Annotated in this window: 8 protein-coding genes and 1 tRNA gene; 6 read left to right on the top strand and 3 right to left on the bottom strand. The window is 70.8% G+C overall.

Going from position 1 to position 12,735, the window contains the following annotated elements:
- From VLK66_RS20985 to VLK66_RS20965, 5 genes are all read left to right on the top strand, one after another.
- A partial coding sequence (locus VLK66_RS20985) for a hypothetical protein (RefSeq protein ID WP_325311436.1) occupies positions 1–317 on the top strand: 317 nt, incomplete at its 5' end.
- Positions 318–530: 213 nt separating this feature from the next.
- On the top strand, positions 531–2,606 hold the full coding sequence (recG, locus tag VLK66_RS20980; protein ID WP_325311435.1) for an ATP-dependent DNA helicase RecG: 2,076 nt from the start codon (positions 531–533) through the stop codon (positions 2,604–2,606).
- Between the two features lie 379 nt (positions 2,607–2,985).
- Positions 2,986–3,405 carry a hypothetical protein gene (locus VLK66_RS20975; protein WP_325311434.1) on the top strand — a complete coding sequence of 140 codons (420 nt, stop codon included), beginning with the start codon at positions 2,986–2,988 and terminating at the stop codon, positions 3,403–3,405.
- Between the two features lie 44 nt (positions 3,406–3,449).
- Positions 3,450–4,499 (top strand): proline dehydrogenase family protein, encoded by a 1,050-nt coding sequence (locus VLK66_RS20970; RefSeq protein ID WP_325311433.1) that lies wholly within the window; start codon positions 3,450–3,452, stop codon positions 4,497–4,499.
- Positions 4,499–6,301, top strand: coding sequence for a M61 family metallopeptidase (locus VLK66_RS20965; protein ID WP_325311432.1), 1,803 nt, complete (start codon positions 4,499–4,501; stop codon positions 6,299–6,301). The genes VLK66_RS20970 and VLK66_RS20965 overlap by 1 nt, the downstream gene beginning before the upstream one ends.
- 192 nt (positions 6,302–6,493) lie before the next feature.
- On the opposite strand, the gene dcp is transcribed toward VLK66_RS20965, so the two are convergent.
- Positions 6,494–8,686 (bottom strand): peptidyl-dipeptidase Dcp, encoded by a 2,193-nt coding sequence (gene dcp / locus VLK66_RS20960; RefSeq protein ID WP_325311431.1) that lies wholly within the window; start codon positions 8,684–8,686, stop codon positions 6,494–6,496.
- A 261-nt stretch (positions 8,687–8,947) separates the two neighbouring features.
- On the opposite strand from dcp, the gene VLK66_RS20955 reads away from it, so the two are divergent.
- Positions 8,948–9,021 (top strand) — tRNA-Pro (locus tag VLK66_RS20955).
- Positions 9,022–9,873: 852 nt separating this feature from the next.
- Here the strand turns inward: VLK66_RS20955 and VLK66_RS20950 are convergent.
- Positions 9,874–11,034 carry a hypothetical protein gene (locus VLK66_RS20950; protein WP_325311430.1) on the bottom strand — a complete coding sequence of 387 codons (1,161 nt, stop codon included), beginning with the start codon at positions 11,032–11,034 and terminating at the stop codon, positions 9,874–9,876.
- Positions 11,035–11,309: 275 nt separating this feature from the next.
- Positions 11,310–12,707, bottom strand: coding sequence for an aminotransferase class III-fold pyridoxal phosphate-dependent enzyme (locus VLK66_RS20945; protein WP_325311429.1), 1,398 nt, complete (start codon positions 12,705–12,707; stop codon positions 11,310–11,312).
- Positions 12,708–12,735: the final 28 nt, after the last annotated feature.

The following is a 12,735-nucleotide window of genomic DNA, read 5'->3' as shown; positions in this document are numbered from 1 at the left end:
GAGGGAAGACGATGAAGAAGCTGAAGCTGACGGTTGATGCCCTGCACGTGGAATCGTTCGAGACGGCGGAGAAGCAGATTGAGCAGCGCGGCACCGTGCGGGGAAAGGCCGTCAGCGATACGACCTGCTGGCAGCGGGGGTGCTTCTGCCCGGGCGCCACCAATACCACCTGCGAGCAGGAAGGGTGCTGGTGCACGGCCGCCTCGGAGTTTGATGCCTCCTGCGCCACCTGCAATCACCACCTCGGGGAGACCTGCTACGAAGGGTGCGAGACGTTCACCGGCTGCAACACCAGTCCTGGCCATCTGGGCTGCTGATCCACCGCCCTCCGGCCTGCCGCCCCCGCCGGTTCCGCCGGCGGGGGCGTGTGCGTCCGTGCGCGTCCGGACGTATCCACTCACGCACTTCCGCACTTCCGCACTTCCGCACTTCCGCACTTTCGTCCGTCCCACTCGCGCGCATCCCGCCTGCCGAATACATTCCGAACGTCCATCGGCGTGCCCGCGCCGCCCGTTTCCCGGAAGCCGTTCGTGCCCACGTACACCGACCTCGACCGGCCCGCGCAGTTCCTCAAGGGCGTGGGTCCCAAGCGGGCAGACCTGCTGGCCAAGCTGGGTCTGCTGACCGCGCGGGACGTGCTCTTTCACGTCCCGCACCGGTACGAGGACGCCTCCACCGTCACCCGCATCAAGGCGCTGGAGCCGGGGATGGAGGCCACCATCGTGGGCCGCGTCGTGTCCAAGGGCGTGCTCCCCACGCGGCGCGGGCTGCGGATCTTCCAGGCCGTCGTGCGCGACTCCACCGGGCTCATCGAGTGCTCCTGGCCGGGGCAGCCGTTCCTGGACCGCACCATCACCCGCGGCGACCTGCTCCTGCTGCGCGGCACCGTCCGCTTTTACCACGGCCGCCAGTTCCAGCCCAAGGAATACACCGTCCTGGCGCGGGAAGGCGAAGACGCCACGGAGGAGAGCGGCACCATCTTCCCCGTATATCCCGCCACGGAAGGGCTCACGCACCGCCAGGTCCGCACCCTCATCGCCGAGAACCTGGACGACCTGCTACGCCAGGCGCGCGACGAGGACCCGCTGCCGCCGGAGCTGCGCGAGCGCGTGGGCGTGGCCGGGATGGCGCAGGCGCTGGAGTGGATGCACCGCCCCGCGTCGCTGCTGGATGCCGAGGCGGGGCGGCGGCGGCTGGCGTTCGAGGAATTGTTCTTCCTGCAGCTGCTCTACGCCCAGGCGCACCACCGCGCCGCCATGGAGCGCCCGGGGATCCCCTTTCAGCGGACGGACCGGCTCGTGAAGCCGTTCCACAAGTCGCTGCCGTTCACCCTGACGGATGCGCAAAAGCGCGTGCTCAGGGAGATCGGCGAAGACATGGGGAGCCCGCGGCGCATGAACCGGCTGCTGCAGGGCGACGTGGGGTCGGGCAAGACGATCGTCGCCCTGTTCGCCATGCTGCGCGCGGTGGAGAACGGCTACCAGGCCGCGCTGATGGCGCCCACCGAGATCCTGGCCGAGCAGCACGCCCGCACGCTGACGAAGCTGCTGGACGGCCTTCCCGTGGGCGTCACGCTCCTCACCGGGCGGATGGGGGCGAAGCAGCGGCGCGAGGCCGGCTACCGCATCGCCAGCGGCGGCGCGGGGATCGCCGTCGGCACCCACGCGCTGATCCAGGAGAGCGTCGCCTTCGACCGGCTCGGGCTGGTCGTCGTGGACGAGCAGCACCGCTTCGGGGTGAAGCAGCGGATGGCGCTGGCGGAGATGGGGACGCTGGCCGACATGCTGGTAATGAGCGCGACCCCCATCCCCCGCTCGCTGGCGCTGACGCTGTACGGGGACCTCGACGTCTCGGTGATCGACGAGCGCCCGCCCAACCGCCGCCCCGTGCGCACCGCGCTGCGCTACGAGTCCGCGCGGGCCAAGGTGCTGGGCTTCGTGCGCGAGGAGGTGGAGAAGGGGCGCCAGGCGTACTTCGTCTACCCGCTCGTGGAGGAATCCGAGAAGGTGGACCTCAAGTCGGCCACGGAGGAGTACGAGCGGCTGAAGAGCGAGGTGTACCCCGATCTCCGCGTGGCCCTGGTGCACGGGCAGATGCATGGCGATGAGAAGGACGAGGTGATGCGCGCCTTCGCGGCGGGCGACGTGGACGTGCTCGTTTCCACCACGGTGATCGAGGTGGGGATCGACGTCCCCAACGCGACGGTCATGGTCGTCGAGCACGCGGACCGGTTCGGGCTCAGCCAGCTGCACCAGCTGCGCGGGCGCGTGGGCCGCGGCGCGGAGGACAGCTTCTGCATCCTGCTGGCGAGCGGCGCCGAGGCGCGCGAGCGCCTGAAGCTGTTCGCGAGCACCGAGGACGGCTTCCGCATCGCCGAGTACGACATGCGCCAGCGCGGCTACGGCGACCTGTTCGGCGCGCGGCAGACGGGGCTGCCGGGGTTCCGCTTCGCCGACCTGGAGAAGGACATGGTGCTGCTCGGCCGCGCCCAGACCGAGGCCCGCCGCATCGTGGACGCCGACCCCGAGCTGGAGCGGCATCCGCTGCTGCGGCGCGTGCTGGAGGAGCGGTACGGGGAGCGGGCACGGATGTACCACGTGGGGTGATTCAGATCCAGGCGATAGGTGCGGCCGCGCCAGGGGCCCTCACCCGAAAAATCGAGGAGGAGAAGACAAACTGCCGTCTTCTCCTCCTCGATTTTTCGACCTCTCCCAGAACAGCCTGGGAGAGGTAACTGCAACAGAAACCCCGCGCACGCAGGCAGTTGAAGGGTGCGGCCTCCCCGAGCCGCCGCCTCTCTCGCACCGAGGTCTCCCCCTCCCCCAGGGCAGTTTTGGGGGAGGGGGACGGGGGGAGAGGGCCCCGGCGCGCAGCGCCGCCCGCTGTTGATCGATCCCCCTCCCCGGCCCGTTTCTTCCGTCCCGCGTCGTACTTCCGTACTCCCGTACTTTCGTACTCCCCACGCCACCGGTACTTTGCCCGCCCATGAAGTACGCCAGCGCGGAAGACCGGCTGAACCCCGTCACCCCGCCGGAGATCACCGACGACACGCTGGGCGGCTACCAGGCCGTGCACGGCCGCGCGGCGGCGTTCGAGGCCAGCGACGGCGAGCCCTACACCGCCGCGGTGGAGACCGACGAGACCGGCGACCCCGGCGCGCCCTGGAGCGCGTACCTGGTCTTCGTGCGCTGGGCGCAGACCGGAACGGCCATCATGGGCCACCTGGAGACCGGCGACCTCGCCACCGCGTCGACGGAAGATGAGGCCCGCGCCGCGCTGGAGTCGCTCCCACTGGCCCGCGTGCGCGAGATCCTGGAAGACACCATCCGCGCCCGCGCCACGGAGACGGACCTATCTCCCGATACGGATGAAGACGGGGATGGGGAAGAAGATGCAGACGACTGAGCGTCCGCGGACGCGTCACCGGATATCGACCCGAAGCTGAACCGATGCTCAAGGAAAGCCTTCTCCTGCTCAGCGAGAGCAGCGCGGCGAAGAGCGTGATCACCCGCGCCCCGGTGTCGCGCGCCTTCGCCATGCGCTTCGTGGCGGGCGACACGCTGGAAGACGCGGTGCAGGCCGCGCGGGCGCTGAACGCGGCCGGGCTGGCCGCCTCGCTGGACTTCCTGGGCGAGTCGGTGAAGACGCGCGAGGAGGCCGAGGCGGCCACCGACATGATCATCCGCATCCTGGAGACGATCTCGCGGACGGGGATCGAGGCCAACGTGTCGGTGAAGCCCACGCAGCTGGGGCTGGACCTGGACGAGGACTTCTGCCGCGCCAACGTGGAGATGGTGCTGCAGCGCGCCCGCGAGCTGGGCGACGGCGACGGCGAGGTCTTCGTCCGCCTGGACATGGAGAGCACGGCGTACACCGAGCGCACCGTGGCGCTGGTCGAGCAGCTGTGGGCCGACGGCTTCCACAACACCGGCACCGTGCTGCAGAGCTACCTCCGCCGCACCCCCGACGACCTGGAACGCCTGATCGCCCTGGGCTCGCGCGTGCGGCTGGTGAAGGGCGCGTACAAGGAGCCCGACGACCTGGCCTTTCCCGACAAGGCCGACACCGACCGGGCCTACATCGAGGAGATGGAGCGCCTGCTCGAGGCGGGGAAGTACCCGGCCATCGCCACGCACGACGAGGCCATCATCGACCACGCCCGCCGCTTCGTGTTCGAGAAGGGGATCGGCAAGGACAGCTTCGAGTTCCAGATGCTGTACGGCGTGCGCCGCGACATCCAGACGCGGCTGCGCGAGGAGGGATACAACGTGCGCGTCTACGTTCCCTTCGGCGACAGCTGGTACCCGTACCTGATGCGCCGCCTGGCCGAGCGCCCCGCCAACGTGGTGTTCATGGCCGGCAGCATTCTGAAGGAGTCGGGCGTGGGCCGCTTCCTGAACCCCGCCGCCATCGGCGCGGGGATCGCCACCGGCGCGGCGGCCGCGCTGGTGTGGCGCGGGCGCAAGCGCAAGAACAAGCCGCGCCGCGGCCGCCGCTGATGCCCATCACCTACCGGCTGGCCTTTCCCGAGCCGCAGACCCACCATTTCCTGGTCGACGTCCAGGCCGAGGGCGTGACCGCGCCCGCCCGGCTGGTGATGCCGTCGTGGACGCCGGGGTCGTACCTGATGCGCGAGTTCCCGCGCAACGTGGTGACCTTCGCCGCGGTGGACGGCGCCGGGAACCCCCTCGCCTTCGCCAAGACCGACAAGAACACCTGGGAGATCGCCGCGCCGGCGGACGGCGTGCTGCGCGCGCGGTATCTCGTGAACGCCGACGAGCTCTCCGTCCGCACCAGCCACCTGGACAGCACCCACGCCTTCGTCAGCGGCACCAGCGTGTTCATGTACCTGGACGGCCGCCAGGACGACGAGGTGCGGCTGGAGGTGCAGCCGCCGCAGGGGTGGCGGGTGACGACGGCGATGGAGGAGACGGCGCCGAACGTGTTCCGCGCCGCGCACTACGACGAGCTGGCCGACAGCCCGCTGGAGATCGGCACGCACGCGGTGATCGACTTCGAGGTCGACGGCGTGCCCCACCGCTACGCCATCTGGGGGCGCGGCAACTACGACGCGCAGCGGCTGATCGCCGACACCACGAAGATCGTCCGTGCGGAGAAGGCGCTATTCGGCGAGCTGCCGTACCGCGCGTACACCATCATCCTCCACCTTATCCCCGGCGGCTCGGGCGGGCTGGAGCACCGCGACTCCACGGTCCTCGTCGCCGACCGGTGGAGCTTCCGCGGGCCGCAGTACGAGAGCTTCCTGGCCCTGGTCGCGCACGAGCTCTTCCACGCGTGGAACGGCAAGCGCATCCGCCCGGCCGTGCTGGGCCCGTTCGACTACGTGCGCGAGGCGTACACCCGCGAGCTGTGGGTGGTCGAGGGGATCACGACCTACTACACGGACCTCATCCTGCGCCGCGCGGGGATCCTCAACCCGCAGCGCTACCTGGAGAAGCTGGCCGAGCAGGTCACGCGATTGATGGCCATCCCCGGGCGGCTGGTGCAGCCGCTGGAGGACGCCAGCTTCGACGCCTGGATCAAGTTCTACCGGCCCGACGCGAACAGCGCGAACGCCACCATCTCCTACTACCACAAGGGGGGATTGGTGGCGCTGCTGGCGGACCTGGAGATCCGGCGCGCCACGGGGAACGAGCGCTCGCTGGACGACGTGATGCGCGCGCTCTGGGCCGGGCACGGCCGCCCCGACGTGGGATTCCCCGAGCGCCGGGTGGAGGAGCTGGCGTCGGAGGTGGCGGGGACCGACCTGCGCCCGCTCTTCGACCGCTGGCTGCGGAGCGCGGAGGAGCTGGACCTGGCGCCGGGGCTGGCCGCGGCGGGGCTGGAGCTGGTTCCCGCGCACGAGGTGCGCCCGCCGCCCGCGCCCGGCCAGCCGCCCCGCCCGCCCGCGGAGCCGCAGCGCGAGGCGCGCATCGGCTTCCAGTTCAAGTACGAGGGGGGGAAGACGGTGGTGGGCAACGTGCTGGCCGGGACCCCCGCCTGGCGCGCCGGCGTGGCCGCGGGCGACGAGGTGGTGGCGCTCGACGGCCTGCGCGTGGACGCGATGAGCCTGGGGATGCGGCTGCAGGAGAAGGCGCCGGGGAGCACGGTGCAGCTCACCGTGTTCCGCCGCGACGAGCTGACGACGCTGCCGCTTTCCGTGGAGTTCGGCCCGCCGCAGCGCCTGGCGCCGAAGAGCGTGGAGAACCCCACGCCGGAGCAGCGGGCGTTGCTGGAGCACTGGCTGCGGCAGGATCCGCCCGCGCCATCTCCCGCTACGACGGTGGCATCGCCTGGCTGAGGCATCCTCCGCGCCTCCCGGGCGTCGCTGGATCACACGGGGCGCCGCGAAAACGTGGAGAATCCGTCGCGCGACTCCGCGACTCCGCGTCTCCGCGTGAGATCCATCTTCCCCGGATCGATCGGAAAAACGACGAAGCTCCGCGGATGAGCCGCGGGGCTTCGTCGTTTCTTCATCTACCGAAAACGCGGTTCACTGCCGCGGCGACGCGGGCGGCGAGGCGAGACCGCGCTGCTCGAGCAGCGGCCCCACCTGCGGGTCGCGGCCGCGGAAGGCGCGGTAGAGCGCGCCCGGCTCCACGGTGCCGCCGCGGGACAGGATCATGTCGCGGAAGCGCTGGCCGTTGGCGCGGGTGAGCCCGCCGTGCTCGGTGAACCAGGCGAAGGCGTCGTCGTCCAGCACCTCGCTCCACAGGTAGGCGTAGTAGCCCGCCGCATAGCCCCCGCCCCAGACGTGCGCGAAGTAGCTGGTGCGGTAGCGCGGCGGCACCTCGTCGATCGCGACGCCGTAGCGGGCCAGGGCCTGCTTCTCGAACGCATCCACGTCCTGCGGCGGCGCCGACGCGGGAAGCGTGTGCCAGGCCATGTCCAGCAGCGCGGCCTGCACCAGCTCGCTGGTCTCGAAGCCGGAGTTGAAGGTGCGCGCGCGCTTGATCTTCTCCACCAGCTCGGCCGGCATGGGCGCGCCGGTCTGGTAGTGGCGGGCGTAGTGCGCGAACACGGCCGGGTCGGTGGCCCAATGCTCGTTGAACTGCGACGGGAACTCCACGAAGTCGCGCGGCACGCTGGTGCCCGAGAGGGTGGGATACTGCGCGTTCGAGAACATCCCGTGCAGCGCGTGCCCGAACTCGTGGAACATGGTGCTGACGTCGTCGAAGGTGAGCAGCGCGGGCTGCCCGGCGGCCGGCTTCTGGAAGTTGGCCACGTTGTAGACCACGGGAAGCGTGCCCATCAGCCCCGACTGGTCCACGAAGTTGTCCATCCACGCCCCGCCGCCCTTGTTGTCGCGCTTGAAGTAGTCGCAGTAGAACAGGGCCAGCGGTTTGCCGTCGGCGTCGAACACCTCGAACACGCGCACGTCGGGGTGGTAGACGGGGATGTCGTGCCGCTCGCGGAAGGTGAGCCCGTACAGCTGGCTGGCGGCGAAGAACACGCCGTCCCGCAGCACGCGGTCCAGCTCGAAGTACGGCTTCACCTGCGACTCGTCGATGGCGTACTCGGCGCGCCGCACCTGCTCGGCGTAGTGCTGCCAGTCCCACGGCGCCAGCGTGAAGCCGCCGTGCTCGCGGTCGATCTGCTGCTGGATGCGCCGCGCCTCGGCGCGCGCGCGGGCGTTGGCGGGCGTGGCCACCTGCGTCAGCAGCCGGATGGCCGCGTCCGGCGTCTTCGCCATCTGGTTGTCGAGCGAGTACGCCGCGTACGTCGGGAAGCCCAGCAGCTGCGCCTTCTGCGCCCGCAGCTGCGCCAGCCGGCGGATGAGCTCGCGCGTGTCGTTGGCGTCGCCCTGCTCGGCGCGCCGGGCCGAGGCCTCGAAGACGCGCTGGCGGAGCGCCCGGTTCTCCAGCGACACCTGCACCGGCTGCTGGGTGGTGTTCTGCAGCGGCAGCACCCACTTCCCGTCCAGCCCGCGCTGGTGCGCCGCCTCGGCCGCCGCGGCGATCTGCGCCTCGCCGAGCCCCGCCAGCTCCGCGCGGTCGGACACCACCACCGCCGCGGCTTTCGTGGCCGCCAGCAGCCGCGTGGTAAAGGCGGTGCTGAGCGTGCTCTCCTCGCGGTTCAGCTCACGCATCCGCGCCTTGCCGGCCTCGGACAGGTTGGCGCCGGCGCGGACGAAGCTCTGATGGTAGCGCTCCACCAGCCGGTCCTGCTCGGGGGTCAGGCCCAGCGAGGCGCGGCGGTCGTACAGGCTCTTCACCCGCTGGAAGAGCCGGTCGTTCAGGTAGATGGCGTCGCTGTGGGCGGCCAGGCGCGGCGCCTCCTCGGTCTGCACGCGCTCCAGCGTGGAGTCGCTGTTGGCCTGGACCACGGCGCCGAAGACCTTGGACACGCGCGTGAGCAGCTGCCCGGAGCGCTCCATCGCCACGATGGTGTTGTCGAAGGTCGGCGCGGCGGCCTGCCCGGCGATGGTCTCGATCTCGGCCAGCTGCTGGCGCATCCCCTCTTCCAGCGCCGGCTGGTAGTCCTGGTCGCGGATCAGGTCGAAGCGCGGCGCCTGGTACGGGAGCGTGCTGGCGGTGAAGAACGGGTTCTCGCGCGCGGGCGCGGCCGCCGGCGCGGGCGATCCGGAGCCGGCGGGCGCCGCGGGGGCGCCGGTGTTCGCGGCCGCGGGCGCGCAGCCGGCCAGCGCCAGCCCGGCGGCGACGATCGGCAGACGGGGACGAAGCATGCGGATGTTTTCCAATCGGGTGCGGGAAGCGGGGCGCCGGGGCGGGCCGGCGCGATCCGGTCCGGTACGGATGCGCGGCGGACTCCGCGCCCGCCGCGTTGCGCGGATACGCGGAGCGGGCAGCAAAGTTCCGGCCGCGCGGCTGAGCCCGGCCGCCGACGGGGCGGGGAAACGGATGGAAGCGTGGGTTGACCCGGGCGGCGGAATGGTTTAGCTTAGGTGCTCTTCGGCCGCGTTTCGGCGCGGACGGAGACCGGGGTTCGGGACGTGGCGCAGCCCGGTAGCGCACCTGAATGGGGTTCAGGGGGTCGCCGGTTCAAATCCGGCCGTCCCGACTGGTTTAAGTGAAGGCCCTGCATCGGTTTACGATGTGGGGCCTTTTCACGCATACACCACCCGAAACGGCCCCTGGTGTATGTGGTAGTGTATGTGGCGCATCTCCGGGGGCTCTCTGCCGGAATATCAGGGGGTTCCCCGGGCAGAGAAGCGCTGCGCGGCGCGGCGGGGACCAGCCCGCCAAACCTACGTTGCGGGCCGGGCATCGCCGTTGAGGCTCTGCCGTCCGACGCTTCGGTGCCGACCCGGCGGCGCGTTTCCGCGGTCTTGGCGAGAATCTCCGGGCGGTCGCGCTGCTGGTACTTCTTCCGGCGGGTATCGGAGCTTCGGTGGCCGGTGGCACTGTTCAGCACGCGCTCGTCCGATTCGAAGTCCTCGCAGACGTCACTTGCCTTGCGACGGATCCCGTACCACCCGCGGCCCTCCATCGGCATGCCCCCAGCAACGCGTTCGAGCTGGTGGAACATGTCCGTCATCGTGCGCTTGTTGATAGGCTGGTCGGGACCGTCCGTGCGGGCCCGGCGGACCGGCTCGATCAGCGCGGCTTGACCTTTTCGCGGAGGCCGGCTCGGCGTCACGTCGTAGCGGAGGCGACCCGCCTGGAAGACGGAGTAGTCGGCGCGCACCCCGTCCTGGAACTCGCGTTCGAGGTCGCGAAGGTATCCCGCCAGGGCACTGTCGATCGCGGCACGCTCTTCCGGCGTGAGGTCACGCTTGACCCCCAGGAGGGAACACCTGATCGGGCTGCGACCCCGCTCGAGGCTGTCGCCTGTCTCTGCCGGTCGGATCGGGTTCGTGCGATGGACCACGCGGCCGCGCCGGGACGGCTCATCTCCCCGCGAGCCGTTTCGTCACGGCGTGCCGAAGTAGCTCTGACGCCCGCCTCGGCGGCGGATGTCGCAGGTGGCGCAGTGGAAGCCCCCGCCCAGGCTGCCGAAGTTCCGGAACGGCACCGGGATCGGCTCGAAGCCGTGGCGCTTCAGGAAGGCGATCATCGGTGCCTCCGCCGCCTCCACCACCACGCGCGTCTCGTCCAGGCTCAGGACGTTCACCGACAGCCACCTGCTGGTGAAGTAGAAGGGGTGGTCGTCGGGAACCGTCGGCTCGGGCGCCTCCAGGATCTCCCAGCCGCGGAACATGGCCGGGAGCATGGAGCGGCCGACGCGCTCCGGGTTGATCATCAGCCGTTCCGGCGCCAGAGGGATGAAGCTGGCGTCGATGTGCATCGCGTGCGGGTCGTCGAACTCGAGCACGTGGATCCGGTAGTCGGGCCCCAGATGCCGGGCCAGCCAGTCTACCCCGAACCGGTTGGTCACGTGGCTCAGCTGGACGAAGATGTCGGTGCCCATCCGGCAGAAGTCCGCCGCGTCGAACACCGGTTCGGCCTCGGTGATCACGCTGCGCCCCCGGTTCACGTCGAACTCGGTGTCGGGGATGTCTGCGTTGTAGAAGCCGTCGGCCAGCTCGGGCTTGGGGGCGGCCGTCCAGCGGGCCCCGGCGGCGAAGTACTCCTTGATCAGCCTGCGGTAGGCGCGTGTCTCGAAGTAGCGGCTCCGCCAGGCCATCGGCGCTTCGATGATCTCGTCGCCCACCACCAGCAGGCAGTCGCGCGGCATGGCGCCGTACATCCCGGTGACCGGCCCGAAACGATGGGTCGAGAACGGGGCCTGCCAGTCCACCGGGTCGGGGCGGCGCACCGTGATTCCTTCCTTTTCCAGCATTCGCGCGAACGCGTCCAGCTCACGGGCGGCCGCGACAAGCAGGTCGGCCGGAAAGGACTTGCCGCCGTGGGCCTTGAACCATGGCCAGTGGCGGCGGGGGATGGTGGCGGCCAGGACCGGGTGCCATTCGGGCACGCAGGCATGGTCGGCGCGGCCGACGATCACCTCCTCCAGCGGATCCCATTCCGTGAAGCTGCTCACCGGCGACGGGATCGGCGGGCCGGCCGCGGGGTCGGTGTAGATCGCGGAGCGGGGGACGTGGCGCGCCGCCGGGAGGGAAGTCCGTTGCATTCGACGTCTTACCGGGTCTTATGCGGGAGGTTGGGATGCTGGGGCGGGCGCTCTCACCCGCCCGGACGGCCGATCCCCCGCGTTCCACATGGCGCCTCTCGCCTGATGTAGCGAAAGGCGCGACGATCGGACATACATCATGGACTCTCTTCCGGCCCGTGGATGAGCGGCAAGCGGTATCCCCTGTCCCGGGCGGTAGCAGGACAATCGCCGGCGCAAGGATTCCACGCGCGCAGAAGCTCCGCATCCGCCGCGGTCCGCCCCCCGCCCATGCGTCACCCGTGCCGGACGAAGGCTTCCGTGCCGGCGCGGAGATGCTCCACGATGCGGCCGAGGTCCTCACGGGTGGTGATGAGCGGGGGCGCGAGGCGGACGCAGGGGTAGATGCGCCGCAGCCCGCCGGAGCGGCGGACTCCGGCCATGCTCTCCGTGTACACTCCGTGTTCCACCAGCCTGCCGCGGAGCGCGGTGACGGCCGGCGCAACCCTCTCCGTGACCTCGATCCCGTTCAGATAGCCCAGCCCGCGCACCTCGGTGTAGACCTCGGGAAAGCGCTCCACGATCTCGCTGCGGAGGAGTTCGCGGAACTCCGCGCCCAGCACGCGGGAGCGCTCCAGCAGCCCCTCATCCACGATGTGCTCCAGCCCGCGGCGGATCACCGCGCAGGTGAGGGGGCGCAGGTCGGAGGTGGTCACCGCCCCGATCGGCCGCACCGTGAGCTCGCGGCGGGCGATCACCAGCGAGGTGGAGAGCACGCCCATCCCGAGGCTCTTCCCCACCACCGTGACGTCCGCCGGGATCGGGCCCTGCTCGTCGGCCATGGCCAGGAGGCGCCCCGTCTTGGCGAACGTGAGCACCTCGTCCGCCACCAGGATCACGCCATGCTCGCGGCAGAGCCCGGAAAGCCGCCGCAGGTAGCCGGCGGGCGGAACCAGGATGCCGGCGTCTCCCTGGACCGGCTCCACGAACACGGCGGCGAGGGTGTGCCCGCTGCGGGCGAAGAGCTCTTCCAGCATCCCCGGCTCGCCGAAGGGGATGTGCGTCACGTCCAGGCCGTACGGTCCTTCCCGGCTCCATTCCGGGAGTCCGTGGCGGAAGTAGGGCCGGTTCAGGAGCGATGCGGCGCCCGCGGTCCAGCCGTGCCAGGCTCCCTCGAAGGCCAGGATGGTGCGGCGCTCGGCGTACCCTTCGCGGACGGTGCGCCGGCCGTGGTCGACCCGGCTCTCCACCACCAGGCGGAGCGCCAGCTCCAGCCCCTCCGAGCCCGAGTTGCGGCCGCTCACGTGGTAGCGCCCGCCGCGGTACTCGGGGCCGAGCACCCCCTCCTCGCCGAACAGCAGGTCCAGCAGCTTCGCGCGCTCCAGCGAGCCGACCTCGTCGCTGACGTACCCCACCCGCTCGACCGCCTCCGACAGGGCGCGCTTGATGACGGGATGGCCCGCCCCCAGGCAGGCGCTGGCGTAGGCGCCGCTGGCGTCCACGAGCTCGAAGACGCGCCCCGCCTGCGGGCCCTCCAGCGCGGCGACGCGCTGGAGGATCCCCTTCGCCTCCAGGCAGGCGACCGGGAAGCGCTGGCCGCCGTAATGGTCCATGTGCAGGGCCGCGCCGGCCCGCAGCTGCCGCAGGGTCTCGGGCTTCAGGGTCTCGCTCACGGTTTCCTCGACGATCGACATCGCTCGCTCCAGAGGCGTGGTGTGGAAC

This window comes from Longimicrobium sp., assembly GCF_035474595.1.
GTDB lineage: Bacteria > Gemmatimonadota > Gemmatimonadetes > Longimicrobiales > Longimicrobiaceae > Longimicrobium.
Note: the sequence above shows the minus strand (reverse complement) of the source record. Positions and strands in the feature narration are given on the sequence as shown.